Below are 26,229 nucleotides of genomic sequence, written 5' to 3'. Positions count from 1 at the left end.
TCATCGGCGGCCCGGCCGGCAACAGCCTCGTCCGACAGCGATGCTGCCAGGTCCGCCACCATCGCCCGGTTGAGTTCCGGCAGTTCCTCGGGCAGCTCCACCTGCGGCGAACATACTCAGCGCGTTTGTCCGTCATTGCTGTCAGTTCCTCATGCACGGCGTTCAGGCGCTCATTGATCACCGGTGAGAAGGCCCCGTCTTCAATGGCTTGCAGGAGGTTGCGTTCCTTCGTCTCCAGTTCGTGCAGGCGGGCGTCGTGGATGCGCAGCCTTTCCTCGGCGGCGCCCTGGCTCTCGACGAGACGCTTATGGAACCGTTTCCGGAAGTGCTCGTAGGCCTCGGGCTTCATCAGCTCGCCCCGCAGGCCTGACAGGACGAGAGGCTGGGCTACGCTCTCCCGAAGGCCCCGAAACCCGGTGCAGACGCTGGGACCCATCTCCTTGGCGTTGGCGCAGTAGTAGGTCTTGTATTTGCCGCTCCCGGCGACGGTAATCTTGCCGCCGCAGAGGCCGCAGTGCAGGAGGCCGGACAGGAGGTACTTCCTCCGGCGAAGGGTCTGCCCGGCCGAGAGCTTGTTGCGGTCGCTGGCTTTGATCTTTGCGCTGCGCTTCGACAGGGCGGCTTGCCGGGCTTTCACTTCATTCCAGAGGTCCTGATCGATGATGCGCAGTTCAGGTACCTCGGCGGTACGCCATTCGTTCTTCGGGTTCGATTGAGCAACGCGCTTCTCTGTCTGAAGGTTCTTCACAAAGGTCTGCCGGTTCCACACCAGCCAGCCGATGTGGAGTTCATTGTTGATGATGCCGTTGCCCCGCTCCCGGTTTCCGTTGATTGCGTTCTGTTTCCAGCGTCCTGACGACCGGCGATTGGTGCGCGCAGAGGGGGAGGGGATGCCCTCTTCATTCAAGCGATTGGCGATGGCGATCGGCGAGAGCCCTGCGGCATAGTCTCGGAAGATGTTGAGCACCACGGCGGCTTCGATCTCGTCGATCGCGCGTTTGCCTTTGACCGGCGCGCCGCGCTCGTCAGTGCCCTGCCGGTAGCCATAGACCTTCCCGCCGGCGCTAAAGCCTTGTTCGACGCGGCCTTCCAGCCCTCGATGGGTCTTTTGAGACAGCTCTTCCACGTGCATCGCCGAGAACATGGCGGAGAGGCCCAGCGTCAGCGCGTCGGCCTTTCCCCGTTTGGAAGAGTGGATCTCAACGCCGTGGAAGCGGGCGCTTTTGTAGAAGACGGCGATATGCTCCGGGTCTCGGCAAATGCGGTCGATGGATTCGGCCAGAACCACATCAAAACTGCCGCTGGCGAGGTCTGCCGATAGACGCTGGAAGTCTGATCGTGCGCGGCTCACGGTCCCGCTGATGGCGCTGTTAGCGTAATGGTCTGCAACCTCCCAGCCGCGCTCTCTGGCGTAGCGCTCGATCAGCCGGAACTGATCCTCGACCGACATCGGGTTCTGCATGTCGGTGGAGTAGCTTGCGTAGAGGGCAACGTGGTGCGGGCGTCCCAGCCCCGGATTTGGTCCTTCCTGACCAAGGCGCCGGTCACGCCCGGACTGGCAGACTTTTGCTCCGCCCCGTGGTCGACTTTCTCACCGCCGTTCTCACGCAGAAAGCGCGCGCCATTACCGGCGCACGCTTTGTTGCTTTCAGGAAAATGGTCAGAGGCAGTGGTCAGGCCTCAAGAGCCAACTTGTGGACGTGGATTTCATTGATCGGGTGGCTCTCGGCGCCGATGACGCCGGGGCGCGCATGGCGGTATAGCGAGCGCCAGTAAGGCTGGATGATGGTCCCGTCTTCACGCATGAACTGCTCGATCTTTTCCATATGGCCGCGGCGGGTATCGGCGTCGGCAATGGCCGAGGCGGTTTCCAGCATGCTGTCGAACTCGGCGCTGGCAAGGCCGGTTTCGTTCCAGGCCACCCCGGTCTTGTAGGCTAGCGTCAGCACCTGCACACCCAGCGGGCGGTGGCCCCAGTCGGTGGAGCTGAACGGGTACTTGTCCCAGTCGTTCCAGAAGGTGTTGCCGGGCAGCACGGTTCGTTTGACCTTGAGGCCGGCATCGCGCATCTGCGCCGCCAGCGCATCGGTGGTATTACGCCGCCAGTCATCGTCGATCGAGATCAGCTCGTGTTCGAAATCGAGCATCCCGGCCTCTTCCATCAGCTTGCGCGCGGCCTCGGCGTCGCGCACCGGGGCGCCGATGTCGGCGTATTCCGGGTGGATCGGGCAGACATGGTGGTTCTCGGCCAGGGTGCCGCGGCCATCGTACCCCAGCTCCAACAGAACCTGGTTGTCGCAGGCCAGCGCCAGCGCGCGCCGCACCCGGGCGTCGGCATAGGGACTGGTCCCTTCCACAATGGCGTCGCGGTTGGTGCGCAGCACCAATGTATTGGCCGAGACGGACTCGCTCACGTTCCAGCCGATGCCGGTGAAGATGTCGACATATTCGCCCACGGTCTCATAGACCATGTCGATCTCTTCGGCCTCGGCGGCGGACAGGTGGGTGGCACCGTCGGTGCCGAAGTCGATGAATTCGATCCGGTCCAGATGGGCGCCTTCGCCCCACCATTCGTGATCGGTGTTCTTCTCCAGCGCAACTTTCACGCCGACTTCGTATTCGACCAGCTTGTAAGGCCCGGTGCCAACCGGATCGGCGCCCGGATCGCCCGACCAGCCGTCCGGCACGATGGCGGCGGGGTATTCGGTCACCGCCGGGATGATGGTGATGTCCGGGCGGGTCAGTTTCAGTTTCAGCGTCAGGTCGTCGATGATCTCCAGCGCGCCCTCGGCCGGGCCGTCGCCCGCCTCGTTCTGCAGCGAGCCCATGCGGGCTGCCATTGAGTTGCCTTCCCATTTGCCATCGCACCAGCGGGCAAAGTTATAGGCGACATCCTTGGCGGTCAGGGTGCCGCGGCCGTCGTTCCAGTTCACGCCCGGGCGGATGTGCAACAGGTATTCGGTGGCATCCTCGTTAACCTCCCAGCGTTCCAGCAGCCGGGGTTCAAAGGTGCCGTCGGCGTTGTATTGCACCAGATATTCCAGGTAGCCGCGCACAAGATTGCCCAGTTGCGGCCAGTTGAAAAGCGGCGGATCCAGCAGCGCGCGCACCACCTGCTGGATGCGGATGGTGCCGCCTTCCTGCACATTGGCCGCGGCTTGCACCGGCTGGCTGAGGCCGATCATGCCGTAGGCGGCAGAGGCGGTCACCCCCAGCGCGGTGGCCCGGCTCAGAAATTCGCGGCGGTCCAGCTTGCCTTCAGCCGCTTCCTCAGCGTGCATCCGGACTGCGGGGTGGAGGGTTTCCCTGTTGTAATATTGTGTCATTTTGCTTCCTTTGTTGCTGTGCTCAGCGCCAGAAAGGGTGCGGGCAGAGGTACGGTGGTTGGAACGGCAGCCCTGCCCGCTGGCCGCCATCCCCGGGGAGAACCTTATTCAGCGGGCTCCTGAGTGATGGTGGCGGCCACGCCTGCCTGCGCGCGGCGGCCGTCGTTGTAGATCGCCTTGATCAGGGCGGCGCATTGCAGCACCATTACCAGCGAAAAGGGCAGTGCGCCGATCACCATCGCGGTCTGGATTGCCTTCAGGCCACCGACCAGCAGCAGCGCTGTGACCACCGCACCCAGCGCCACACCCCAGAACAGGATATGCGGGCGAGCCTTGGGGCCTTCATCACCGGCGGCGTTGATGGTGTTGACGATCAGCACGGCGCTGTCTGCAGTGGTCACCAGATAGGTCATCAGCAGAACCACGATCATCACCGACATCGCCCAGCCCAGCCAGGGCGACAGCATGTATTGTACCATAGCAAAGATCTTGTCGCCATCCGGCGCGCTGGAGATCTGGCCGCCTGCGCCGCCGTACAATTCCAGGTCGATAGCGGTGCCGCCTGCCCAGGTGAACCAGACGAAGCACATCAGCGAGGGCACGATCATGGCACCCAGCACGAACTCGCGGATAGTGCGGCCCTTGGAGATCCGGGCCAGGAACAACCCGACAAAAGGCGCAAAGGCAATCCACCAAGCCCAGTAGAACACCGACCAGCCGCCCTGCCAACCTTCCAGTTTCGATGCCACACTGTCCGGGTTGCCGTCGCCGGTCCAGACGCGGAAGCTCATATCCGGCAGCGCCGCCAGATAATCCCACAGGCCGACAACCAGCGCCTGCAGGCCAAAGAAGGTGGAGCCGAACAGCAAGAAGAAGCTCAGGAGCGCGATGCTGAGGACCATGTTCAGGTTGGACAGCCACTTGATGCCCTTGCCGACCCCCGACAGTGCCGAGGCGGTGGACGCCGCCATAATCACCACGATGGCAACCAATACACCGGTGGTGTTAGCGGTGCCTGCCTCATTGGTCAGACCTGTGATACCGATCCGGGTAAGGCCGGAGACAAACTGCTCCACCCCGAAGCCAAGGGTTTGCGCAACGCCAAGAATGGTGGCGACAACGGCGACGATATCCACCAGATGACCGATCGATCCGGACAGGCGGGCGCCGAACAGCGGTGTCAGCGAGGAGCGCATGGTTAGCGGCAGGCCGCGGCGGTAGCTGAAGAACCCCAGCGCCAGCCCGGCAATGGCATAGCAGGCCCAGGCGCCCAGGCCCCAGTGCAGGAACGACCACTTATACGCCATACGGATATTGTCGGCGGTGCCGCCGTTGGTCAGCCCCTGGATCACTTCCGGGTTGTTGTTCCAGTGGTAGATAGGCTCGGCCACCGCCCAGGTCAGCATGCCGACCCCGATGCCGGCACCGAACATCATCGAGAACCAGGAGAAGTTAGAGAATTCCGGCGCGTCGCTTTGCTGGCCCAGCTTGAGCCGCCCGGCGGTGGGCCAGATCGCCAGCGCGATGCAGCACAGCACAAACAGCGCCACGGTCCAGATGTACCAGGCGCCGAAGGAAGCGAGGATGAAGCCGTTGATCGAGTTCAAGACCGCACCCGATTGTTCCGGGAAGGCAATCGCCCAGACCACCAGCCCGCCGATCATCAGCTTTGATGAAATGGTGACGATCTGGCTGAAGCCCCGGTAAAATCCGCTGTCGGACGTGCCGATCGGCAGATCCGTTAAAGGAGGTTTTATTGACATGCAGTTTCCCTGTCTTTTCTGATCTGCCAGGAGATGCCGCCGGGGCTGCGGCCTTAGCAGAACTTACGCAGGGCATTTTCTGTTATAAAAATTCGCCCTTTTGCAGTAGGCAATAATTTATGAACGACATTAGCGGAATTAATAGGAAGCTGAGCTACAGCCTGGTTGCGCTGCACACCTTCGACCTGGTCGCCCGGTATGGCAACTTCACCGGTGCCGCCGAAGCGCTGGGGCTGACGCAGTCTGCAGTATCCCAGAAAATCAAGGGGCTGGAAACGGAACTGGGAATTGCCCTGTTCAAGCGCGAGCACCGTGGCGTGTCGCTGACGAACGAGGGCGTCCGGCTGCTCAATGTTGTCCGCCCGGCAATGACGCAGATGGGAAATTCCGTGGCCTCGCTGCTGGAGCGGAAGTCGAAGCCGAGGGTGCGGATTTCGGCCGATTTCGCCTTCTCCAGTTTCTGGCTGCTGCCCCGGCTGTCGCACCTGCGGTCTGAACTGGGGGATGAGATTGAAATCCAGATCCTGGCCTCGCAGGTGCCCCCGGCCGACTACGGCGAAGATTGCGACATCAAGATTCACGTCGCCCCGCGCGGCAGCATGGCGGACGGCGATGTCATGCTGCTGCAGGAAAGGGTCGCGGCTGTCTGCAGCCCCGCTTATCTTGATGCCCACGGCCCAATCAAGGCGTCAGCCAAGCTGCTGGACTGTCACCTTCTCAGCCTGTCGAAACCGGCCTCGGCGGAATGGCAGACCTGGCAGGGCTGGTTCGACAGTCTTGGCATCGCGGGGGAACGGTCCAAGAATTACATCAGCTTCAACAACTACGACATGGTGGTGCAGTCGGCGGTCTCCGGCGATGGCATCGCGCTGGGATGGCTGGGACTGATCGACAACCTACTGGCCGACGGCAGGCTGGTGCAGGTGACCGGGGATGTCGTGGCCAGCGATGCCGGCTATGTGATGTCGCGCGATTACTCAAGCCGCCTGCGCGGTCCGAACCTGGTGTTTGAGTGGATTGCAGCACATACGGCGAACCTGACGCTCAGGTGATTAATCCGGATCTGAGAGGCTTTGGCGTAACCCAATGTCTTCCTCATTGGAAAGCCGTGGCAGCATCGTACGGTACCAGCACATCGGTCCGCCAGAGAAGGTTGAGCCAAGCACCACTCGTTTTTTTTGCCGTTGAACAATGCCGAACACGTGAAACCAATGGGTCCGGACCTAAAGTGACGCCGCTGCGCGGCTGGCCTGGTCGTAGTGGCCAGACAGTGCACGCAGGCTGCGGGCCAGCTCGCGCAGATCCTTGCCCGGCAGTTCAGCCGAGTCCAGTCCATCCAGCAGGCAATGGCGGCGGATGTCACGGTAGGCGGCGCAGAGGTCCGCGCCCTCTGCCGAGGTGCGGTAGAAAACCTCCTTGCCGCGTTTCTCCGAGTCCAGCAGTCCGGCCTTCAGCAGTTTGCGCAGCCCGTAGTTTACCGTGTGGCTGTCTTCAATGTTGAGCAGGAAGCAGATGTCGGACAGGCGCTTGTCCTTGCCGCGGTGGTTGACGTTGTGAAGGATCAGGATTTCCAGCGCGCTGAGGTTGGGTTGCCCGGCAGCTGTCATGCAGCGGGTCATCCAACGCGAAAAGGCGTTATAGGCCACGATCAGGCCGTATTCCAGTTCCGACAGCTCCCAGCCTTCACCTTCGGCCAGATGGCGCGAGGAGACGATTCGGCGGGATTTTGGCAATTTTTCACTCACTGAATGCCCTTTCTTTGTCAGTAAAACCCCGGTGTTTTGCCTATGTCTGAATATAAAAGGGCAAGATTTCAAGGGGATCAAGCAGGTATTTGGGATGTGCTTGCATAACGTTGACAAAATGTAAGCGTTATGAGTACGAAATATGAGTATATCGCATTGGGAGGAGAAAATGCAGATCACGCGTATGCTGGGCAGCGCTGCTGTCCTGATTGCCGGGCTGTCGGTTTCGGCGCAGGCGGCAACCTGGGACATGCCGACCCCTTACCCGGACGCCACGTTCCACACCAAGAACATTGCTGAGTTTGCCGGTGACGTCGCCGAGGCCACTGCTGGCGGGCTGGAGATCAAGGTCCATTCGGCCGGCTCCCTGTTCAAACACCCTGAAATCAGCAAGGCGGTGCGCAGCGGCCAGGTGCCTGCGGGTGAGTTCTTTCTGTCACTGCTCGCCAATGACAACCCGGCGTTCGGCGCCGACTCGCTGCCGTTCCTGGCCACCAGCTATGAAGAGGCCGAGCGCCTTTGGGCGGCGCAAAGGGGCGTAATCGACGGGTTGCTGGACGAGCAGGGACTGATGGCGCTTTATGCGGTGCCGTGGCCGCCGCAGGGGCTGTACACCACCAAAGAGATCAGCAGCGTTGACGATCTGGCGGGACTGAAGTTCCGCACCTACAACGCGACGCTCGAGCAGTTCGCCAACTTGGCGGGCGCCGCGCCAACCCAAGTTGAAGTTCCGGACATCCCGCAGGCCTTCAGCACCGGCCGGGTCGAGGCGATGATCACCTCGCCCTCCACTGGTGTGAATTCCAAGGCCTGGGACTTCCTGACCCACTACACCGACATCCAGGCCTGGATCCCTAAGAATATCGTGGTGGTCAACAAGCGCGCTTTCCGCCGTTTGGATGAGGCTACCCAGACTGCGATCCTGGATGCCGCGGCTGAGGCAGAGGCGCGCGGCTGGGAGATGAGCCGGGCTGAAACCAGCGGCCAGATTGAGGTGCTGAAGGCAAACGGCATCACCGTGTCCGAGCCGTCGGAAGAGCTGATGGAAGGCCTGCGCGCCATTGGCGCCCAGATGCTGGAGAATTGGAAAGGTGAGGCCGGGGAGGCGGGTGCCACCCTGCTGAACGCTTACCAGCAGTAACTGCATAACGGCCGGACGCCGGCTGCGGCGTCCGGTTTCCTGGGGAGGAGGAGCCGCCATGCGGACTGTGCTCGATTTCATCTACCGTGCGGCCGGGGGGCTGGCAGCACTTTTCATCGTCTCTATCGTGGCACTGGTATTTGCACAGGTGTGCCTGAACTTGGCCGACAAGGTCGCGGTGGCACTGCTTGGCAGCGGTATAGGGCTGACGATCCCGTCCTATGCCGACTTCACCGGCTTTTTCCTGGCAGCCTCGACCTTTCTGGCGCTGGCCTATGCGCTGCGTGCAGGCGGCCATATCCGGGTGACGCTGCTGACCAACCGCCTTCCAATGCGCGCCCGCGGGGCTGTGGAGATCGCCGTGACCTTTCTGGCGTTGGCGATGAGCGGATATGCCACCTGGTACATGGGTCTGCTGCTGCTGGAGTCGCTGGAGTTCGGCGACCGAAGCGCGGGCATGGTATCGGTGCCGCTGTGGCTGCCGCAGGCACCGGTTACCTTGGGCCTTGGCATCCTCACCCTGGCGCTGGCGGACGAGCTGGTCTGCATGCTGCGCGGCGCACTGCCCTCCTGGGAGGGCAAGGGCGAAAACCTTCTGAGCGAATAGGGGATCATCATGTCGGTTGCCGCGCTTTCCATCATTCTTCTGGTCCTTCTTTTCCTGTTCCTGGGTGCCGGCCTGTGGGTGGCCTTTGCCCTCTTGGGCGTAGGCATTGCCGCCATGGCGCTGTTCACCGAGGCGCCGCTGGGGCTGGTGATGGCCACCACCATGTGGGGCCACAGCAACTCCTGGGCTTTGGCGGCGCTGCCGCTTTTCATCTGGATGGGCGAGATCCTGTTCCGCTCGCGCCTGTCGGAGGACATGTTCACCGGGCTTTCGCCCTGGATGAACCGGCTGCCGGGGCAGCTGCTGCATGTGAACGTCTTTGCCTGCGGGATCTTTGCCGCGGTGTCGGGGTCGTCCGCTGCAACCGCCGCCACCATCGGCAAGCTGTCGATCCCGGAGCTGGCCCGCCGCGGCTACCCTGAGAAGCTGGTGATCGGCACGCTTGCCGGTTCTGCAACGCTGGGGCTGCTGATCCCGCCGTCGATCATCCTGATCGTCTATGGCGTGGCGACCGAGCAATCCATCGCCCGGCTGTTTGTCGCGGGCGTGCTGCCCGGCGTGCTGCTGGTCGGGTTGTTCGTGGGTTATGTGGTGGTCTGGGCGCTGCTCAACCGCAACAAGCTGCCGACCGAGGATATCGCCGCCACCTTCCGCGAGAAGCTGAAGCGCGCCCGCAGGCTGCTGCCGGTGGTGCTGCTGATCGGCGGGGTGGTCGGCTCCATCTATGCAGGCATCGCTTCGCCCACCGATGCCGCCGCTGTTGGCGTAGTGCTGGCGCTGCTGTTGTCGTGGCAGAGCGGCTCGCTGACCCGGCAGAGCTTCACCGAGGGGCTGATGGGGGCGACCGTCACCTCCTGCATGATCGCCTTTATCCTGGCAGGCGCCTCGTTCCTGACCGTGGCGATGGGCTTCACCGGGATTCCACGCATTCTGGCGGAGTGGATTGGCTCGCTGAACCTGTCGACCTTCACCTTGCTGGCGGCGCTGACCATCTTCTTTGTGATCATGGGCTGTTTCCTCGACGGGATCTCCGTGGTGGTGCTGACGGCGTCGGTGATCATGCCGATGGTGCTGGAGGCAGGCATTGATCCCTTGTGGTTCGGCATCTTCCTGGTGATCGTGGTGGAGATGTCGCAGATCACCCCGCCGGTCGGCTTCAACCTGTTTGTGCTGCAGTCGCTGACCGGGCGGGACATCCTGACCGTGGCCAAGGCGGCGCTGCCGTTCTTCTTCCTGATGATCGTGGCGCTGGTGCTGATCGTGCTGTTCCCGTCCATCGTGACCTACCTGCCGGAGCAGATGTGATGGCACAGGAGAGCGCAGCAACGCCCGTCCCCGAAATCCGCACGGTAGGTGTGGACGGGATGCTGGTGAGCTTTGGCAGCCGTCTGAGCGAGCCTGCCAACCGCGCCGCCCTGGCGTTCCGCGCGGCGCTGGCGGAGGAAAGCTGGGACGGGATCGAGGAAGTCTCAACCTCGCTGGTGTCAGCTTATGTGCGGTTCGACCTGCGGTACCTGGACCATGCGGGCTTGCGGGCGCGGCTGGAGGCGTTGCTTGCGCAGCGCGACTGGTGTGCGGCCGCGCTGCCCCGCCAGCGCCGCCTTTGGCGGATTCCGGCGGTGTTCGGCACAGAGCTGGCGCCGCAGCTGCCGCAGGCCGCAGAGGCCGCGGGCATGACGGAGGCAGAGGCAGTGGCCTCGCTGTCGGCGGCGCGGGTTCGGGTGCAGACCATCGGCTTTGCCCCCGGCCAGCCATATCTGGGTGAACTGCCGGAGGCCTGGGACATTCCACGCCAGAGCCAGCTGACCACCCGCATCCCCGAAGGTGCGCTGGCGGTTGCGATCCGGCAGCTGGTGCTGTTCTCGGTTACCGCGCCCACCGGCTGGATGCATGCGGGCCAGACCGCGGTGCGGCTGTTCCGCCCCGATGCACAGGAGCCGTTCCTGCTGCGCCCCGGCGATGAGGTGCAATTCACACCGGTGACGCCGGAAGAACTGCAAGGCTTGCGGCGCGATCCGCTGGGCGGCGCCAAGGCGGAGGCGCTGACATGAGCGGTACATTGATCGTCTTACGCGCCGGACCGGGGGTGACCTTTCAGGACGGCGGCCGCCCGGGCTGGCTGGAATACGGGGTCTCGCGCGGCGGCGCTGCCGACCGGCTGGCGCTGGCCGAGGGCGCGGCGCTGCTGGGGCAGGGCGCGGATCTGGCGGCGGTCGAGATGGCCGGCATGGGCGGCGAGTTTCAGGCGAACAGCGATCTGCGCATCGCGCTGACTGGCGCGCCGATGCGGGCGAGCATTGACGGAACCGCCGTGGCGTGGAGCGCCAGCCACCTGCTTCCCGTCGGCGCGCGTTTGACCATCGGGGCTGCGCGCAGCGGCTGTTATGGCTACTTGCATGTGGGCGGCGGCATTCAGACACCAGTGCATCTGGGCGCGCGCTCGGCGCATCTGGCGGCGGGCATTGGCGCGCCGCTGGCAGAAGGGGATGTGCTGGAAACCGGTCCTGACAGCGGCCGCACCACCGGGCTTGGGCTGGCGCCCGAGAACCGGTTCGAGGGCGGCACGGTGCGGGTTGTGCCCAGTCTGCAGACGGCGTTGTTCCCTCAAGCTGAGCTTTCGCGGTTCGAGCAGTCAACCTTCCGCCGCGGCGCCCGAGGCAACCGCATGGGTGTGCCGCTGGAGGGCAGTGGCGTGGGCTTCCGCCCTGAAGGCGCGCGCACGGTGGTGTCGGAGGTGATCGTGCCTGGCGATATCCAGGTGACCGGCGATGGCACGCCTTATGTTCTGCTGTCGGAATGCCAGACTACGGGCGGCTATCCGCGGATCGGCACGGTTCTTCCTTGCGATCTGTCCGTGCTGGCGCAGGCGGCGGCGGGAATGGCGTTGAAGTTCCGTTTCATTGCGCTGGAGGAAGCCGTGGCGCTGGAGCGGGCCGAGGCGGAGCGGCGCAAGGGTCTGGGCAGCCTGTGCTTTCCCCTGATCCGGGACCCGCGCACCATGTCCAACTTGCTGTCCTATCAGCTGATCAGCGGCGCGATTGCCGGTGAAGATGATGTCTTGTGAGGAGATGACGTGACAAGGACGGTCGATCTGAATGCCGACATGGGCGAAAGCTTTGGCAGCTGGTCCTTGGGCGATGATACCGGGCTGCTGGATATCGTGACCTCGGCCAATATCGCCTGCGGCTTTCACGCGGGCGATCCGGATGTGATGGCCGCGACTATGAAGAATGCGGTGGTCAAGGATGTTGGGATTGGCGCGCATCCGGGCTTTCCCGACCTGCAGGGTTTTGGCCGCCGCCGGATGTCAGTGTCGTATGGGACGCTGGGCAACATGGTGCGCTACCAGCTGGGTGCAGCGCAGGCGATGGCGCGCGCAGCCGGAGGTGCAGTGCGGCACCTGAAGCTGCACGGGGCGCTGGCAAACATGGCCTCGGAAGACATTGGGATGGCGCGGGCCTGCTATCAGGCGGCCTTGTCAGTCGATCCGGAGATCATCGTGATGGTGCTGGCGGGCACCGCCCAGCAGCAGGCAGCACAGGAAGTGGGGTGCAACACTGCGTGCGAGATCTTTGCCGACCGCGCCTATAACGACGATGCGACGCTGGTGGACCGCAGCCTGCCGGGCGCTGTGATACATGACCCGGCAGAGGCTGGGCGGCGGATGGTAGAGATGGTGCGCGAGGGAGCCATAATAACAGCCAGCGGAAAACGGATCGGAACCCGGATCGACACCATCTGCCTTCATGGTGACACCCCGGCAGCCCTTGCAATTGCAGTTGCCGTGCGCAGTGCGCTGCAGGACAGTGGCATAAGCCTTGCCAAAACCAATGGCGCGGCACTTTAAGTTTCCGATAGAAACCGCTTTCCGCAGTCTGCCTGAATTGCCCCCTATGATCAGCATTAGTTCTGCAAGCCAGGCTATGACCGGGACTGTCCTGTCACCTAGCGGGAATTTCCCGTGGTCTTGAGCAAGGGCAAGGGAGTGATCCTGAACGTGACATTGGGCGACCGTTCCAGCCATGATGTCTGATCTCGCCCGAAGCCCCATTCCCTGCCTGGAACCAAGCAGGGGATGAGACATCCAATGCTGTATTCCCTTCAAAGCCTCGGACTGCCGAAGGACTGAGTTCTAAAGCCGCGCCGCTGGACATTGCAATCGCTTTTATCGGATGACCGTAAAGCACTAGGCAGCCAAAACGGGCCAGCCCGCCTTCTTGAACTCTTGAACGAACAGGCTTGGTTCCGGCGGCGCGGGTACGAGCCAAACACGATTTCACGGACGTGGCGAAAGCCTTTGATGACAGGCTGCACCGCAGCAAATCGAACTCTTGACCAATGTCTGCAAAGAGCCGTCCTTCACTCGGGTGGGATATTCCAAATGGCGGATGCTGCATCGTTGCTGAAATCAGCTGTAGCCCATACTGGTCATCAGCCAGTGCTCAAGCCTTAGCGCGTGAAGCGTGGGGCAAACAGCACTGACCGGCCATTCAATTTGGGGCTTAGATTGGCTGCAGAGCGGGGTGGGTATTCCGGGGTGATCCGGCTTTCGAGTCCGGGAGCATCCGGCTACCCGTACTGATCTAACCCGGCCACCTAAAGCCGAACAGTCAAAAGCTAAGCAGGGACATTGAACCAGTATTTTTTGTTAGGCGGCTCCTTGTAGTTGCAGCGGTGCGACGGGCAGGGAGCCAGGCGAAATGTAGTGAACGGCCAGATCCTGGTTGACCGCGGGATTGCAGGCCATCAGAAACGTCCGGTACTCGCGCCCGTCGTCGCCGCAGATGTAGCGGGCGGCCTCTTTCCGGACCTTGTAGCCGAACCGTTTCAGCAGCAACCCCAGGCCTCGGGGTGACAGGGACATCATTTCGGATGCCCCGAAGCTGAACGCCGTCATGCACAATCCGGCGACGACGAGCTTGGTTTCGATGGAAGGCTTTGCCGTGTCCGCCCGGGTTTCGTCCATGACAAACCGCGTGCATTCCCAAGTCCGGTTTGTCTCCGGGTACTCGCTGAGCAGCCCTCCGGGGATGCCCTGGATCTTGCCGTCCCTAGCGTCCTTGAGCATGTAGCTCCAGTATCCGTCACTATCGCCGCATGAGGCGGCGCGGGCTCCGGCAATGATCCGGCTGCCTCTCGTCACGAGGGAATAGATAGCTCCCGGCCGGTCGTACTGATCCCGCTCGAAGGTTCCGTCGTGATGCAATCCCCAGCCGAGTTCGTCTACCAGCTTTTGTTTGCGCAGCGCGAGGAAGCCTTGGTACTCCACTTTGAAGGCGGACCGCTGTTCGAATGGAAAGATGTGTAATTGCATGGCGCTCTCCTAATTGCAGCGCCATGTTGAAACAGCCTTGGCCGTTTGAAATATTCAACCTTCAGATTAGTTTGAATTTTATCACTTGTGATATGAGCTGCGCGCTTGTTTTCGCTTCAAGCGCCTGCAGGGCGGTTCTGCGTCTTGCCCGGACGGTTTCCAGCTTTACGCCCAAACGGTTCGCGATTTCCTGATCCTTGCAACCGCCGCACATCAGACGGAGGACATCCTTCACCGGCTCCGTCAGCGTAACCGGGTTTGACGGCTCGTACTCCAGTGCGTGGAGTGCGTGCAGGGCTGTACGCGCGATCCGCAGGTCCTCTTTGCCCCACTCAGGGCCGGAGCAGCTCAGAACCGAGACACGCCCGTCAGCGCTGATTGCCAGGGTATTCCCGTGGTGCAGCCCATAGTTTGCGGCATCTTCAAAAAATGCCCTGGATGACGGGAAAAGGCGTTCAAGCTCCTTCCAGGTTGCCTGGCCGATGCTGCTCAGCCCGAACTGAATAGTCGGATCTATCAGCAGGTAACCCTGATCGACATATCGGTCTATCCAGCGCTGGTTATAGGTGCTGTGAACAAAGACCGGTTCTACGCCGTCAAAGCCGACTCCGATGGAATAACCGCATTCCGATAATTGATCCAATGACCTTAAAAGAACGCCCCGAATATCACTTCTCATATTGTGAACCACACGCATAGTATGCAACTTAATTCAAACATATCGTTTTGGGCGATTATCACAAATGACAATTTTTCTTCAGGCCGGAGGGGGACGTGCAAAGAGACAAAATTACCGCATCCACCCTTGAAACGCTCTTGCACTCAGTTGCTGCCGCCAATCGGGAATGGCCAAGTCAGGGAACCCATTTGTTTATAAAAATCATTGAAAGGATAGAGCTAGCGCGAGCGGGCGCTGTTGATAAGCCGGCTGACTAGCTTGGCGTCGTCCTCGGTAAGTTCCGCCGCCTTGCTTAGAACACTGCGATCAACTGAATCCGTTTCTTCAGAAAAGAGATAGGCCATGTCGATATTCGCCGCTTCACAAATCCGCATGATACGTACCACAGTGGGATTGAAGCGCCCGTTCAACACTTTGCTGACGTATTCGGCGTTGTTGCCTGCAGCTTCAGAGATCTCGCCATAGTCGAGGCCGCGGATGTCCAGCGCCTGCCGCAGGCGCTGCCTCCAACGCTCAGCCTTCACATCATTCGCGGGGTGCGAGCTTACATCTTGTCCAGTCATGCCAGCATCATACATAGAACTACCCCGCCAGCAATTAGAATTATACTTCGAGTTGCAAATGTATAATCCTGAGCTGAGCGGATGTATATGTCTAAGGTTTCGGTTTCGTGTTTCAGCCAGAAGGACTTAACGCCTATCGCGCCGTTTCTGTGGAGCAGTGGCTTCACAATAGAGGGGATGAGCTTGACAGACCGGGCCTGCCCAAAATTTTCCAGGAGTGTTTTAAATGAGTGCCAATGCCGTTAGCTACAGAAAAACGCAGTTCGAGCGGATACAAGCCGTGATCGCCGCCGCCAAAGACTATGCCGAGGCCCGCGAAGCATTTGCAGTTGCCTCTAAGGGCCTGGCACGGTCGCGCCGCCAGAACCCAGGTAATCCTGACCAATACGCGGACGAACTCGACGAAGCCGCGGATTCCGTGGGTAAGGCGCAAGCACGAGTCGCAGATCTTGTTGCTGAATTGGTTGCTGACGGCTCTTTGGAAATTCTGAGTGAGTCTATTGCTTGCGAAACCAAGAGGCTTTCATAGTATTCAGGGTGTTTCTGGGACGAGCCCGGCGATACATGCTGCTGTTGTCACATTCTGCGTCTTGCTGACTTTCGCCCATACTGCACTTACGGCGAATGTCAGCAATATCCCGGTCAGGTTCCGAACGGCGGCCACAGTTCGCAACTTTGCAGCGGCAGCTATCTGCGCACAGTGGACGTAAGAAGATACCTAAGTAGCGCTTGCAACGGATGGCGGCTGGCACCGCAACCGCCAGCTATTGGGCTTGAATGAAACAGTGTCCAAATCCTGCTCCCGCAGCCACCGTGTCCGACCAAGCCTATGCAGACAGCGGGCGGCATTTTCGATTCCGGCATCCCCAATGCCATGATCCCCGCCAGTTACCCAACAAGTTCAAGCTGATGGCCGCTGGGCGCATCAGTGTCCGGAACCATCCGAACTTCCGAAATCAGCGCCCGCAACGACGAAGTGGCCTCCCGCCTCACTTCCAGCGCATTCAGAGAGCCAGCAAGATCCTCGAACAGCTCCCGGTACCGGGCTGAGAGGCTCGGATGCAGCTGCAGGGCGGGGGGCTCCGGGTTGGCAGCGATGACCGCCTCTAGGCGGGCCTTCTCGCCGTCCATCTCAGCCATCTTGCCCTCCATCGATGCAGTCTACATGCCGTCCTCCATTGCCGTCAGGATGTATTGTATCCGGCTCTCCACCTTCTTTAGGGAGTGTGCGGCCTTCCGCCGGTCATGGCAGTCGCCCGCTGCGGCGTGCGGAAGGCCTTTCCATCATCGGTCCGGCAATGCACGAAGTCGTAGCTGCAGACGCGGTTGCGATACTCAGGCCGCAACCGGACACATGATCCGTCGTTCAGCCAGAGCTGTCCCTTTTTCGGTTGTTTCGCAGGCACTTTCAGCCCCTCACGTCGCCACAGGCGTTCGACACGCTTGTCGTTCTTTTGCCAGCCGACATCCCTCAGCAAGGCCGCGATCCGCCGGGAACCGTAGCGGCCGTATTGGTGCGCTAGCTCAACTATGTCCGCGACCGGGCGCGCCTCGCCGGCCCGGCCTCTTGGCAACTTTCTCTGCGTGGAACGATGCTGCCCCAGGACACGGCAGGCCTTTCGTTCCGACACCCTGAACTGACTGCGCACATGCTCAATGCAGGCTCGGCGGCGAGCGCAGCTCAGAAGTTTCCCTTTGGGGCCTCCGACAGGGTGAGCTTGTCCAGGGTTAGATCCGGAACGGCGCGACGCAGCCGCTTGTTTTCTTTCTGCAGCCGTTTGAATTCCATGAGCTGGTCGGTTCCCATCCCGCCATATTGCTTGCGCCAGCAGTAGTAGGTCTGCTCGGTGATGCGTACTTCGCGGATCGCATCCACGCGCTGCATCCCGTGACCGACAAGCACCTCAATCTGCCGAAACCTAGTGACAATCTCTTTGGGCTTGTGTCGCTTCGTTCCTATTCTGATCTTCCGTTTTCTTAAACATAACGGCGGAGCACTTCAGTGGGGGAGGATCAGGTGACGAACCGCCATTGGTTCATGAGGCTTGAAGATGCTGCAGAGAATTAAAGGCCTGGCGTTGAGACCACAATGAGGAACGCCCCGCGGAGCTGATAGGACCAAGGCCTTGGCAAACTTGATGAAACCAAAGCACGACACCAGCCCATGCGCCTGATGGAACGGCAAATTCTGGCAACGGCCGACAGCGCCTTGGGCAAACATACCGCTTGAACAGGGTGAAGGAATTAGCACGGACTATGCAGGGAACACTTCAGGGAGATGAATTTTCCGTCGCAGCGCCTCAGGTCAGGCTCGCCAGCTCCCCTGCTCCCTTCTGCAGAGATGGGAGGAACTCCGTCAGCTCTTGCAGGCTGTGGCGCTGGACCGGGGCGTGGACGGAGAGCGTTGCAAGCAGCCTGTTGCGGGTGTCACGCACTGGGACGGCAACGGCGACCATGCCGGCGATGAACTCCTCGTCGTCGGTGGAATAACCGCGCTTGGCAATGGCTTCCAATTCGGCGCTAAGCGCATCCGGGTCGGTGCATGTTTTGCCTGTCACCGCCTCCAGCGTTCGGGCGCGCAGCACGGCTGCCAGCGTGCTGGGTTTCAGGGTCGATAGGTACATCTTACCGCTGGCGGTGCAGTGAAACGGCACCTGGGTGCCGATCGGCAGCTGGATGCGCAGCGGCCATTTGGTTTCCACCCGGTCAAGATAGATCATTCCCTCGCGGTCAGGGGTGGCAAGGTTGCAGGTCTCGCCCAGCTCCTCGGCGACGCTTTTAAGGATGGTGAGGCGCGCGGTGCGGAGATGCTCGGAGGACATGGTGTTGAAGGCCAGCTTTCGCAGCCGCGGACCGGGCCCGTAGGCCCGGCCGTCGAGGTTGCGTTGCAGAAAGCCTTCAGCCTCAGCAGTTTGCATCAGACGGTGGACAGTCGGCTTGGGCAGGCCCATGGCTTCAATCATTTCCGCCGGTTTCACCGCCTCTCCGCGGCGGGCCACTTCCTCCAGCAGCACCAACAGGCGCAGGTTGGTGGGTATCTGCCCTTCTTTCTTCTCCGACGTGTCCTCTGCCATCACCGTCACATCCCTACTTGTTGGGCAGCAGCGCCAAGGCGAAGTCAGGAACCAGCGAGACCAGAACCCACACACCAATCAGGGCTGCAAGGTAGGGAACCGTATAGCGAAGCAGGCGGAAATACGGAACACCGGTCACACCCGATGCGACATAGAGGTTCAGCCCATAGGGCGGAGTGATGAAGCCGATGGAGGCACCGACCAGGAAGATTACAGAGAAGTGGATCGGGTCCACACCGACCGAGGCCGCAATTGGCGCCAGTATCGGGGCGAGGATGATGGTAACCGGCAGGCTTTCAAGCACCATGCCGGAGAAGAAAACGATCACCATCGAGGTGAACAGAACCGCGTGGTAGCCGCCCATCGAGGTGACAAACCCGCCGATCGCCTGCTGCGCACCGAGGAGCGACAGGATCTGCTGCATTACCACGGAAATCGCGATCAGCGGCGCCAGGATGCCGGTGATCTGGGCCGAGCGCACCACGATGCCGGGGATCTGCGGGATGGTGAAGCCTTCGACCACCAGCATTTCGGCATATGATTTCTCTTCCCATGTCTTGCCGCTGCGGGCACCGGTGATTTTTGTTACCACCCAGGACAGCACGCCTGCGATGACGCAAAAGCCAACGGTTACGCCCGCCGCCTCAGTGGGGGAAAATTTGCCGGTGTAGATGCCCCACAGCACCAGCCCGATGGCAAAAAAGCCGAGCCAGGCGCCGAAGGCGGTTTTCAGGACCCGGTTCAGCTGCAGGGGGATCAGGAACCCCCAGCCGTTGCGGCGGCAGATGATCCAGCAGGCGAGCTGCATGCCGATGACCATCATCGCGCCCGGTAGGATGCCCGCGACGAACAGATCCGAGATCGGCAGGTTCATCAGGAAGCCGTAGACGATGAAGATGATCGACGGCGGAATGATGATGCCGACGGTGCCGCCTGCCGCGGCAGTGGCGGCAGAGAAGCGCTCGTCATAGCCGCCCTTGACCATTTCCGGGTGCAGCATCGAGCCGATGGTGGCGGTTGTTGCCGAGTTGGAGCCGGAAATGGCGGCAAACAGCCCGCAGGCACCGAGCGAGGCCATCGCCAGTCCGCCGCGCATCCAGCCAAGGCAGGCATAGGCGAAATCGGACAGGCGCCGCGCGATGCCGGACTGGTTGATCAGGTCGCCGGTCAGGATGAACAGCGGCATCGCCAAGAGCGCAAAGCCCTTGTTGAACACATTCAAGAGCTCCGCGCCCATGTTGTCGAGAGTCAGCCCCAGCACGAAGGAACAGCCGATCACCCAATAGCCAATGACCAGCAGCACCGGCACGCCCAGCATGAACAGGAAGGTGACCCCAATCGAGATCAGCGTGACCCAGGTTCCGGTATCCATTACACGTCTCCTCCGATCACGGCCTGTTTGATCAGCGGCGCGCCGCTGCGGTAGTTGCGGATGTCGTCGGCCAGGTTTTCAAACACCCGGGCGATCATCAGGACAAAAGACAGGGGCGCGGTGATCAGAAACCACCATTGCAGCACGCTGTCGGTGCCCAGAACAATCTGGAAGTTAGAGGCCGACAGCGCGGTCAGTCTGGTTGTGGTGACAAAGACGATCACTGCAAAGCCGAACCACAGCACCGCATCCAGGGTAAGGCAGCCCATCTGCGCCCAGCGGGGCATAATGGTGCGAAATTCCGAGAAGCTCAGATGTGTCCGCAGCCGAACGTTGAAGGCTGCCCCGAACCAAGCCATGATCATGAACAGCAGCGGCGGAATTGTCGTGGACCAGGGTTGCTGGTTCTTGAAGACGAAGCGGTCAATCACCCCCCAGAAGATGATGAAGGCAATCGCCAGGTAGCTCCACACCATGATGGTGCGCTCTAGGTGCCGGTCCAATAGCGGCACCAGCCGGTAGATCAGCATCACCAGCAACCCGCCGACCGCGGCGGCAACTGTTCCCAGAACCCAGGCCGCGTTGCTTTCCAAGGCATTGCGGATTTCCCAGCTGTCCTGGGATGCGAAGGCGCTGAAAATGGCGCCGATGTCCGGCCAAAGCTGCATGTTATCCTCCCCTCATTGCCCTGTGATCCTGCTGGATCATGCCGGGCAAACAAGGCCGACGCAGACGGGCGCCGGCCTATTGCTCGCAATTCGGGCCTGTTTCAGCCCTTCCACCAGCGGCGCGGCTCCACGTTTTCGGGCTTCATGTCTTTGTCGACTTCGCGCGCGATGTTGTAGATTTCCTGATAAGTGTCGATGCCGCCGGCCCATTTGTTCAGGCGGTCGCGCCACTGCTCCCACAGCTGCGGCTGGAACTCGGGCGAGCACATTTCCTCGGCCATGCGGATTTCGCTGTCCGGCAGGAAGGCCGGGCGCACGCCGTGTTCCGCAAACACCGTGCCTGGAAGCTGCGGGTCGGAGAAGCCGACGGTCTTGACCAGCGCCGCCTCGTTTGCCGCCTGCACATGGGCCTGCGCCCAATAGGCGCTCTCCATCACTGCGTCCTGCAGATAGCCTTCGAGGCCGTCAAAGACCTTGGCCGACATCGAGGTGTGCTCAGTGCCGCAGAAGAACTTGAGATCGACGGACTGCGAGACCACTGGCGCCATGTTGGCATAGGCCACTGCGGAGGCCCAGGTTTCGGCGCCGTCGATCAGGCCCTGCTTCAGCCCGTCGAGGGTCTCTTCCCATGCCACAGGCACAGGGTTCAGGTTCAGGGCATTCATCGCAATCCGGCCAAGCTGGGTGCCGGTAACGCGGTTCTTGGTCCCGAACAGCTGCTCCAGCTTGGTGATGGTCGGCTGGTCCTTGTATTTCAGGCCCAGCTGGATGCCCCGCAGCTCGCAATGGCTGAACAGGAACTTCAGCCCGTGGCGCTTCTCCAGCGGGTCGCGCAGGATTTCCTGGCTCTTCGGGTGATAGAGGAAATGGTACTGGGACGCGCGGCCTGGGAACATGAAGGCATAGTCCAGCACGTTCAGGTATGGTGCGCCGCCGGCCGAGTTCTGGGTCGAAGCGGCGTAGATGTCGACGATGCCCTGCTGGGTTTTCTCAACGCAGGACAGCTGGCCGCAAATCTGGTTGTCACCGATGAACTCTATACGGATTTCACCGTCAGTGCGGGCCTCGAGGTCCCGGGCGAACTCCAGCGCGCCTGCCCGCTCGATCAGAAGATTGCGCGCGTTGAAGCCGGAAGCGCCGAACTTCAGAGTGTGCTTGGCGGGCTTGGCGTAGCGCTTCTCATAGGTTGATTCCGCAGCCGAGGCGAGATTCGCCAGGCTCATCGCGCCGCCGAATCCGCCTGCCGCCAGCAGGGTCGAACTCATCCCGTAAGTCCCTGCCACGCGGAACAGATCCCGCCGCGAAATACGGCTCAGTTTATTGGTCAGCCCCATAATTCTCCTCCCTAAGATCAATTATTGAGACGTTTCGTATCAAAAAATGCTAGACCAATTTACACATTCTGTATAGAAGTTTTTTCATCGAGAGTTCGGGAGGGATGGTTTTGGACGCGGATTTCATTGTCATCGGCGCAGGGTCATCCGGCTGTGTTGTTGCCAACCGGCTGAGTGCGGATCCAAGGAATAAAGTGGTGCTGCTGGAGGCTGGCGGGCGGGATATCAATCCCTGGATCCACATCCCGGTCGGTTACTTCAAAACGATCCACAATCCGTCAGTCGATTGGTGCTACAAGACCGAGCCGGATCCGGGTCTGAACGGCCGCTCAATCGAATGGCCCCGCGGCAAGGTCCTGGGCGGCTCGTCCTCGCTGAATGGCCTGTTGTATGTGCGCGGCCAGCCGCAGGATTATGACCGTTGGCGCCAGATGGGCAATGCCGGCTGGGGCTGGGAGGATGTCCTGCCGCTGTTCAAACGCTCCGAGAACAATGAACGCGGCGCGGATGAATTTCATGGCACCGGCGGTCCGCTGTCGGTTTCCAACATGCGCATCCAGCGCCCAATAACAGATGCCTGGGTCGCCGCGGCGCAGGCGGCGGGCTACCCCTTCAACCCTGACTACAACGGCGCCACCCAGGAAGGCGTCGGTTTCTTCCAGCTCACTGCCAAGAACGGCCGTCGCTGCAGTTCTGCCGTGGCCTTTCTGAATCCGGTGAAAAACCGCGAGAACCTGCAGATCATTACCCGCGCGATGGTGCAGAAGGTCGACATCCAGGAGGGCCGCGCCGTGGCGGTTCTGTACAAGGACCGGGCAGGACAGATCCAGCGCATAACAGCGCGGCGCGAGATCGTGCTGTCAGGCGGCGCTATCAACTCGCCACAGGTCCTGATGATGTCGGGCATTGGCGAGGCCGCACAGCTTGCCGAACACGGCATTGAGGTGAAAAAGAACCTCTATGGCGTCGGCAAGAACATGCAGGACCACCTGCAGGCACGTCTGGTCTACAAATGCAACGAGCCGACGCTGAACGACGAGGTCCGCACTCTGTTCGGCCAGGCCAAGATTGGCCTGAAGTATGCTCTGTTCCGGGCCGGCCCGATGACAATGGCTGCAAGCCTTGCTACCGGCTTCATGAAGACGCGCGACGATCTGGAAACCCCGGACATCCAGTTTCATGTGCAGCCGCTGTCGGCCGAGAACCCTGGCAAGGGGGCGGATCCCTTCTCAGCCTTTACTATGTCGGTGTGCCAGCTGAGGCCGGAAAGCAAGGGAGAGATCCGGATCGTGTCCTCGGACCCGAACACCTATCCAAAGATATTTCCGAATTACCTCTCGACTGAAACCGATTGCCGCACATTGGTGGCCGGGGTGAACATCGCCCGCAAGATCGCCCGCCACGCGCCGCTGAATTCGAAGATCTCGGAAGAGTTCCGCCCCAGTGCAGACCTGCCAATGGATGATTACGAAGCCACGCTGGACTGGGCGCGCAGCAACACCGCCTCAATCTACCACCCCACCGGCACCTGCAAGATGGGCCAGGGCGAGGATGCGGTGGTCGACGCCGAGCTCCGTGTGCATGGAATTCGCGGACTGCGGGTGGCAGATTGCTCAATCATGCCGGAGATCGTCTCGGGCAACACCAATGCGCCTGCAATCATGATCGGAGAAAAAGCCAGCGAACTGATTACCCGCCAGACTAGTTAGGCAGTACAGATTCTGAATAGCTGAGGAATGCGGAGCTCCTGGAGGTAATTGGCATCACTGATCAGCCTCACTTGAGTGGTCCAGTCTGACTGTTAGTGCATGACCGGCCTGCGATCCGCCGAAACGATGGTTTCCAGCGCAGGCGGTCGATACCCCAGAGCGCTGTGAGGCCGTTTGATGTTGCCGTGTTTTCTCCATTGCTCGATCAGGATTTGAGCCTCTCGCAGGCTGTGGAAGTTTACTCCGTTGAGCAGTTCTTCGCGGAGCCGGGCAGATTAAGGAACGCGCAAGTCGATCCTGCGTTGGATGGAGGAACCGTTCATGATCAGTTTACAGTGTCTATTGCCAGGACGCTTCCATGAACCACTGCACATTTCCATCCGCCAGTAAACAAGGCTGGTTCGTGAAAGGGTAAATTTATTGGCCTCGATCCGGATTCCTATGGTGCCCACTCAAAGCGCAAAACTAAGGTTGCGCAAATTTACCGCAAGACCGGCAACCTGCGCGGTTCAGCGGCTTGAGCTACAGCACTTGGCGGCGCAAGTTCGGTGGAATGATCAATAAGGGAGGGTGCTGCTCCTGCTATCCTCTCGACGACTTATGGTATTTCAAAAGTGCAGCAAGCTTCAAAGGGACAGACCGCGTTTCGGCATGTCGAAAGCCTCACGCATCGCAGCGAGGGCTGAACTGCCTTCCGCGGTTTCTCTGCAGCCGCCGCGGTCGCAGGGAAAGTTCACTTTAACTGGGCTGCTGCCGCGCCCTCCAGACTGCTGCTGGTCAACGACGTCAGCCCGGTCTGCGCCATGGCGATGCTCAATTCTTCACTAAGAGCATCCCACAGCTGTTCCAGCCCCGGCTCTCCAGCGGCGGCGATTGCATATTGCAGAATTCGCCCGGCAAACACGAAGTCCGCTCCAAGCGACAGAGCCTTGAGAACATCTTCGCCGGACCGGATGCCGCTGTCGTAGAAAACCGGAAACTCCGGCCCAAGATCGGAACGGATTTCTGCAAGCCTTTCTATCGGGGCAGGCGCAGCCTCCAGCTGCCGCGCGCCGTGGCTGGAGACCTGGATGGCGTCAACGCCCGCGGACACCAGCGCGCGGGCGTCTTCGGCGTCCAGCACGCCCTTCACCACCAGCTTGCCGGGCCAGAGATCGCGCAGCCGGGCCAGCGTGTCCCAGGTGGCACGGGCCCGGCTTTCGGTGCGGTCGAAGTCATAGCCCTCCATCTCGAAATTCGCCATCACCGGCTTGCCCTTCAGCAGCGCCGTCAGCGACCAGCGCGGGTGCAGGGCAAAGTCGAGGAACTGCCGCGGGCCGATGCGGAACGGCATTTTGAAGCCGTGGCGCAATTCGCGCGGGCGGCGGCCGACCTCGGGCACGTCGACCGTCAGCACCAGCGTCTGATAGCCGGCCGCGCGGGCGCGCTCGGCCAGCCTGAAGGTGCCGGTGCCGTCGCCGCTGAAATAGAGCTGGAACCAGGCATAGCCCTCTGCCGCCTCCAGGATGGTTTCCAAAGGGGTCGAGGCGACAGTGGATACCCCATGCGGCACCCGGTAGCGTGCTGCCAGCCGGGCCAGCATCAGGTCGGCGCCGGGGGCTGCGAGGTTGCACATGCCCATCGGGGCAATCCCGAAAGGCCGGTCTGCCTCGGCGCCGAAAACCCGGGTGGCAAGCGAGCGCCGGCTGACATCGCGCAGGATACGGGGCCGCAGGGTGATGGCGTCAAGGGCAGCGCGGTTGCGCGCCGCCCCTGTTTCCTGCCCTGCGGCGCCGTCGATATAGTCAAACACCATCCAGGGCAGCCGCCGCCGGGCCAGGCGGCGGGCATCCTCGGCCGAATGGATGGCGCCTGCGCCCATCAGCCGGCCACGGCCTTCATGAAGCGGTCGCGGATTACCACCGGATCCATGGTGATCACCGGCATCTTGGCGTTGCCGCTGTCGCATTTGACCACCAGCACCGTTGCCTCGCCGCTGGATAGGGCTTCCTCCAGCGCCGGGCCGGTGTCCTTGTCCTGCACCTCCACCACCCGGGCGCAGCCGGCGGCGCGCGCCATGCCCGCCAGATCGGTGCGCTGGCTGGTATAGGTCGGCTGATCGCCGGTGGAGCCATAGGAACCGTTGTCGATGATCATCAGGATGTAGTTGCCGGGCGCGTTGTTGCCGATGGTGGGCAGGGTGCCGAGGTTGGTGAGGATCGAGCCGTCACCGTCGATCACGATGACCGGTTTCGGCTGCGCCAGTGCCAGCCCCAGACCGATGGAGGACGCCAGCCCCATGGTGCCCAGCATGTAGAAGTTGCTGGGCTGGTCGTCGATGGCGTGCAGCTCTTGTGACGGAATGCCGATGTTGCAGACCACCAGTTCGTTGCGCAGGATCGGCGCGATCTTTTTCAGGATTTCAGAACGGATCATTGGTCGCCATAGCCTCCCCAGAAATTGGCGTCGGTCAGGATGGCAACGGGCTTGTTGCACATGAAGGTGTATTTCAGGATGTTGTCCAGCTCCTCGACATCTTTCTGCCAGTGGAAGTGGTATGTCGGGATGTTGAGCTGGGCCAGCAACGCCTTGGTATGCACGGCCATTTCCACCTGGCAAGCCACCGGCTCGCGCAGCTCGCCGCGGTAGGAGATCAGCATCGGCAACGGCATCCGGTAGTATTGGATCAGCGTCGCCAGCGTGTTGATGGTGACCCCGATGGCGGTATTCTGCATGATGATCGCCGGGCGCTTGCCACCCATCCAGGCGCCGGCGCAGAGCCCCATGCCCTCATCCTCCTTGTTGGAGGGGATGTGGAAGATATCGTCGCGCTGGTCGATCTCCTCGATCACGCCGGCCAGCTGCTTGCAGGGCACGGTCGTGACGAAGGAGACGCCGTTGGCGGCCAGATCGTCAGCGATCCTCTTGTCTATGTTCATGGTGGGTAGCCTTTGC

At 61.4% G+C, this 26,229-nt stretch carries 24 protein-coding genes and 2 pseudogenes; 9 read left to right on the top strand and 17 right to left on the bottom strand.

Annotated elements, in window-relative coordinates; all coding sequences use genetic code 11:
- The 3 genes from LHL23_RS21615 to LHL23_RS21605 all read right to left on the bottom strand — a co-directional run.
- The coding region (locus LHL23_RS21615; protein ID WP_264181309.1) for a recombinase family protein at positions 1–1,462 on the bottom strand (1,462 nt) is incomplete at its 3' end.
- A gap of 211 nt (positions 1,463–1,673) precedes the next feature.
- Entirely contained in the window at positions 1,674–3,326 is a 1,653-nt protein-coding gene (locus LHL23_RS21610; protein WP_226431516.1) for an ABC transporter substrate-binding protein, read from the bottom strand.
- Between the two features lie 104 nt (positions 3,327–3,430).
- Positions 3,431–5,089, bottom strand: a complete 1,659-nt coding sequence (locus LHL23_RS21605; RefSeq protein ID WP_222482518.1) for a BCCT family transporter — start codon at positions 5,087–5,089, stop codon at positions 3,431–3,433.
- Between the two features lie 119 nt (positions 5,090–5,208).
- On the opposite strand from LHL23_RS21605, the gene LHL23_RS21600 reads away from it, so the two are divergent.
- Positions 5,209–6,141 carry a LysR family transcriptional regulator gene (locus tag LHL23_RS21600; RefSeq protein WP_226431515.1) on the top strand — a complete coding sequence of 311 codons (933 nt, stop codon included), beginning with the start codon at positions 5,209–5,211 and terminating at the stop codon, positions 6,139–6,141.
- Positions 6,142–6,312: 171 nt separating this feature from the next.
- On the opposite strand, the gene LHL23_RS21595 is transcribed toward LHL23_RS21600, so the two are convergent.
- The gene (locus LHL23_RS21595) at positions 6,313–6,834 is read right to left on the bottom strand and encodes a winged helix DNA-binding protein (protein WP_226431514.1); all 522 of its coding nucleotides are present in this window, start codon (positions 6,832–6,834) and stop codon (positions 6,313–6,315) included.
- 169 nt (positions 6,835–7,003) lie between these two features.
- Here LHL23_RS21595 and LHL23_RS21590 point away from each other — a divergent pair, with 169 nt between their 5' ends.
- Genes LHL23_RS21590 through LHL23_RS21565 form a run of 6 tightly spaced genes read left to right on the top strand, consistent with a single transcriptional unit; the run spans position 7,004 to position 12,429 of the window.
- Positions 7,004–7,975 (top strand): TRAP transporter substrate-binding protein, encoded by a 972-nt coding sequence (locus tag LHL23_RS21590; protein WP_226431513.1) that lies wholly within the window; start codon positions 7,004–7,006, stop codon positions 7,973–7,975.
- Positions 7,976–8,033: 58 nt separating this feature from the next.
- Complete coding sequence (locus LHL23_RS21585) at positions 8,034–8,582, top strand: TRAP transporter small permease (RefSeq protein WP_226431512.1); 549 nt, start codon at positions 8,034–8,036, stop codon at positions 8,580–8,582.
- Between the two features lie 9 nt (positions 8,583–8,591).
- Positions 8,592–9,887, top strand: coding sequence for a TRAP transporter large permease (locus LHL23_RS21580; protein WP_226431511.1), 1,296 nt, complete (start codon positions 8,592–8,594; stop codon positions 9,885–9,887).
- A complete protein-coding gene (locus LHL23_RS21575; RefSeq protein ID WP_226431510.1) occupies positions 9,887–10,633 on the top strand; it encodes a 5-oxoprolinase subunit B family protein in 747 nt (248 codons plus the stop codon). The genes LHL23_RS21580 and LHL23_RS21575 overlap by 1 nt, the downstream gene beginning before the upstream one ends.
- Positions 10,630–11,646: a biotin-dependent carboxyltransferase family protein gene (locus LHL23_RS21570; protein WP_226431509.1), complete on the top strand. Its 1,017-nt coding sequence runs from the start codon at positions 10,630–10,632 to the stop codon at positions 11,644–11,646. Before LHL23_RS21575 ends, LHL23_RS21570 begins: the two co-directional genes overlap by 4 nt.
- 9 nt (positions 11,647–11,655) lie before the next feature.
- Positions 11,656–12,429: a LamB/YcsF family protein gene (locus tag LHL23_RS21565; protein WP_226431508.1), complete on the top strand. Its 774-nt coding sequence runs from the start codon at positions 11,656–11,658 to the stop codon at positions 12,427–12,429.
- Positions 12,430–13,230: 801 nt separating this feature from the next.
- On the opposite strand, the gene LHL23_RS21560 is transcribed toward LHL23_RS21565, so the two are convergent.
- The 3 genes from LHL23_RS21560 to LHL23_RS21550 all read right to left on the bottom strand — a co-directional run bounded on the left by LHL23_RS21560 (position 13,231) and on the right by LHL23_RS21550 (position 15,138).
- Complete coding sequence (locus tag LHL23_RS21560; RefSeq protein WP_226431507.1) at positions 13,231–13,896, bottom strand: acyl-homoserine-lactone synthase; 666 nt, start codon at positions 13,894–13,896, stop codon at positions 13,231–13,233.
- A gap of 61 nt (positions 13,897–13,957) precedes the next feature.
- Positions 13,958–14,575 (bottom strand): helix-turn-helix transcriptional regulator, encoded by a 618-nt coding sequence (locus tag LHL23_RS21555; protein ID WP_226431506.1) that lies wholly within the window; start codon positions 14,573–14,575, stop codon positions 13,958–13,960.
- A 218-nt stretch (positions 14,576–14,793) separates the two neighbouring features.
- Entirely contained in the window at positions 14,794–15,138 is a 345-nt protein-coding gene (locus LHL23_RS21550) for a helix-turn-helix domain-containing protein (protein ID WP_222482507.1), read from the bottom strand.
- A 226-nt stretch (positions 15,139–15,364) separates the two neighbouring features.
- Here LHL23_RS21550 and LHL23_RS21545 point away from each other — a divergent pair, with 226 nt between their 5' ends.
- Positions 15,365–15,667: a hypothetical protein gene (locus LHL23_RS21545; RefSeq protein ID WP_226431505.1), complete on the top strand. Its 303-nt coding sequence runs from the start codon at positions 15,365–15,367 to the stop codon at positions 15,665–15,667.
- A 359-nt stretch (positions 15,668–16,026) separates the two neighbouring features.
- Here LHL23_RS21545 and LHL23_RS21540 read toward each other — a convergent pair whose 3' ends face one another.
- The 6 genes and pseudogenes from LHL23_RS21540 to LHL23_RS21515 all read right to left on the bottom strand — a co-directional run bounded on the left by LHL23_RS21540 (position 16,027) and on the right by LHL23_RS21515 (position 21,586).
- Positions 16,027–16,278: a hypothetical protein gene (locus tag LHL23_RS21540; RefSeq protein WP_226431504.1), complete on the bottom strand. Its 252-nt coding sequence runs from the start codon at positions 16,276–16,278 to the stop codon at positions 16,027–16,029.
- 128 nt (positions 16,279–16,406) lie between these two features.
- A pseudogene (locus LHL23_RS21535) lies at positions 16,407–17,098 on the bottom strand (IS3 family transposase); the annotation flags it as partial.
- 340 nt (positions 17,099–17,438) lie between these two features.
- Entirely contained in the window at positions 17,439–18,212 is a 774-nt protein-coding gene (locus LHL23_RS21530; protein WP_226431503.1) for an IclR family transcriptional regulator, read from the bottom strand.
- Between the two features lie 13 nt (positions 18,213–18,225).
- Positions 18,226–19,584 carry a TRAP transporter large permease gene (locus LHL23_RS21525; RefSeq protein WP_226431502.1) on the bottom strand — a complete coding sequence of 453 codons (1,359 nt, stop codon included), beginning with the start codon at positions 19,582–19,584 and terminating at the stop codon, positions 18,226–18,228.
- Entirely contained in the window at positions 19,584–20,252 is a 669-nt protein-coding gene (locus tag LHL23_RS21520) for a TRAP transporter small permease (protein ID WP_226431501.1), read from the bottom strand. The genes LHL23_RS21525 and LHL23_RS21520 overlap by 1 nt, the downstream gene beginning before the upstream one ends.
- Positions 20,253–20,353: 101 nt before the next feature.
- Positions 20,354–21,586, bottom strand: a complete 1,233-nt coding sequence (locus LHL23_RS21515) for a TRAP transporter substrate-binding protein (protein ID WP_226431500.1) — start codon at positions 21,584–21,586, stop codon at positions 20,354–20,356.
- Between the two features lie 104 nt (positions 21,587–21,690).
- On the opposite strand from LHL23_RS21515, the gene LHL23_RS21510 reads away from it, so the two are divergent.
- Positions 21,691–23,295 carry a GMC family oxidoreductase gene (locus LHL23_RS21510; protein WP_226431499.1) on the top strand — a complete coding sequence of 535 codons (1,605 nt, stop codon included), beginning with the start codon at positions 21,691–21,693 and terminating at the stop codon, positions 23,293–23,295.
- Positions 23,296–23,387: 92 nt separating this feature from the next.
- Here the strand turns inward: LHL23_RS21510 and LHL23_RS21505 are convergent.
- From LHL23_RS21505 to comD, 4 genes and pseudogenes are all read right to left on the bottom strand, one after another.
- Positions 23,388–23,570 (bottom strand): annotated as a pseudogene (locus LHL23_RS21505) (integrase core domain-containing protein); the annotation flags it as partial.
- Positions 23,571–24,028: 458 nt separating this feature from the next.
- Positions 24,029–25,156 (bottom strand): alpha-hydroxy acid oxidase, encoded by a 1,128-nt coding sequence (locus LHL23_RS21500; protein WP_226431498.1) that lies wholly within the window; start codon positions 25,154–25,156, stop codon positions 24,029–24,031.
- Complete coding sequence (gene comE, locus LHL23_RS21495) at positions 25,156–25,710, bottom strand: sulfopyruvate decarboxylase subunit beta (RefSeq protein ID WP_226431497.1); 555 nt, start codon at positions 25,708–25,710, stop codon at positions 25,156–25,158. The genes LHL23_RS21500 and comE overlap by 1 nt, the downstream gene beginning before the upstream one ends.
- Positions 25,707–26,213 carry a sulfopyruvate decarboxylase subunit alpha gene (gene comD / locus LHL23_RS21490; protein ID WP_027256510.1) on the bottom strand — a complete coding sequence of 169 codons (507 nt, stop codon included), beginning with the start codon at positions 26,211–26,213 and terminating at the stop codon, positions 25,707–25,709. Before comD ends, comE begins: the two co-directional genes overlap by 4 nt.
- Between the last annotated feature and the right edge of the window lie 16 nt (positions 26,214–26,229).

The organism is Leisingera sp. McT4-56 (genome assembly GCF_020514995.1).
In the GTDB taxonomy this organism is placed as follows: domain Bacteria; phylum Pseudomonadota; class Alphaproteobacteria; order Rhodobacterales; family Rhodobacteraceae; genus Leisingera; species Leisingera aquaemixtae_A.
This window is presented reverse-complemented; position numbering and strand designations above follow the sequence as displayed.

Bases quoted from the DNA above. Each gene is read 5' to 3' on its own strand.
- LHL23_RS21610 (WP_226431516.1), bottom strand. From the start codon at position 3,326: ATGACACAATATTACAACAGGGAAACCCTCCACCCCGCAGTCCGGATG.
- LHL23_RS21605 (WP_222482518.1), bottom strand. From the start codon at position 5,089: ATGTCAATAAAACCTCCTTTAACGGATCTGCCGATCGGCACGTCCGAC.
- LHL23_RS21600 (WP_226431515.1), top strand. From the start codon at position 5,209: ATGAACGACATTAGCGGAATTAATAGGAAGCTGAGCTACAGCCTGGTT.
- LHL23_RS21590 (WP_226431513.1), top strand. From the start codon at position 7,004: ATGCAGATCACGCGTATGCTGGGCAGCGCTGCTGTCCTGATTGCCGGG.
- LHL23_RS21585 (WP_226431512.1), top strand. From the start codon at position 8,034: ATGCGGACTGTGCTCGATTTCATCTACCGTGCGGCCGGGGGGCTGGCA.
- LHL23_RS21580 (WP_226431511.1), top strand. From the start codon at position 8,592: ATGTCGGTTGCCGCGCTTTCCATCATTCTTCTGGTCCTTCTTTTCCTG.
- LHL23_RS21575 (WP_226431510.1), top strand. From the start codon at position 9,887: ATGGCACAGGAGAGCGCAGCAACGCCCGTCCCCGAAATCCGCACGGTA.
- LHL23_RS21570 (WP_226431509.1), top strand. From the start codon at position 10,630: ATGAGCGGTACATTGATCGTCTTACGCGCCGGACCGGGGGTGACCTTT.
- LHL23_RS21560 (WP_226431507.1), bottom strand. From the start codon at position 13,896: ATGCAATTACACATCTTTCCATTCGAACAGCGGTCCGCCTTCAAAGTG.
- LHL23_RS21555 (WP_226431506.1), bottom strand. From the start codon at position 14,575: ATGAGAAGTGATATTCGGGGCGTTCTTTTAAGGTCATTGGATCAATTA.
- LHL23_RS21550 (WP_222482507.1), bottom strand. From the start codon at position 15,138: ATGACTGGACAAGATGTAAGCTCGCACCCCGCGAATGATGTGAAGGCT.
- LHL23_RS21545 (WP_226431505.1), top strand. From the start codon at position 15,365: ATGAGTGCCAATGCCGTTAGCTACAGAAAAACGCAGTTCGAGCGGATA.
- LHL23_RS21540 (WP_226431504.1), bottom strand. From the start codon at position 16,278: ATGGCTGAGATGGACGGCGAGAAGGCCCGCCTAGAGGCGGTCATCGCT.
- LHL23_RS21530 (WP_226431503.1), bottom strand. From the start codon at position 18,212: ATGGCAGAGGACACGTCGGAGAAGAAAGAAGGGCAGATACCCACCAAC.
- LHL23_RS21525 (WP_226431502.1), bottom strand. From the start codon at position 19,584: ATGGATACCGGAACCTGGGTCACGCTGATCTCGATTGGGGTCACCTTC.
- LHL23_RS21520 (WP_226431501.1), bottom strand. From the start codon at position 20,252: ATGCAGCTTTGGCCGGACATCGGCGCCATTTTCAGCGCCTTCGCATCC.
- LHL23_RS21515 (WP_226431500.1), bottom strand. From the start codon at position 21,586: ATGGGGCTGACCAATAAACTGAGCCGTATTTCGCGGCGGGATCTGTTC.
- LHL23_RS21510 (WP_226431499.1), top strand. From the start codon at position 21,691: ATGGTTTTGGACGCGGATTTCATTGTCATCGGCGCAGGGTCATCCGGC.
- LHL23_RS21500 (WP_226431498.1), bottom strand. From the start codon at position 25,156: ATGGGCGCAGGCGCCATCCATTCGGCCGAGGATGCCCGCCGCCTGGCC.
- comE (WP_226431497.1), bottom strand. From the start codon at position 25,710: ATGATCCGTTCTGAAATCCTGAAAAAGATCGCGCCGATCCTGCGCAAC.
- comD (WP_027256510.1), bottom strand. From the start codon at position 26,213: ATGAACATAGACAAGAGGATCGCTGACGATCTGGCCGCCAACGGCGTC.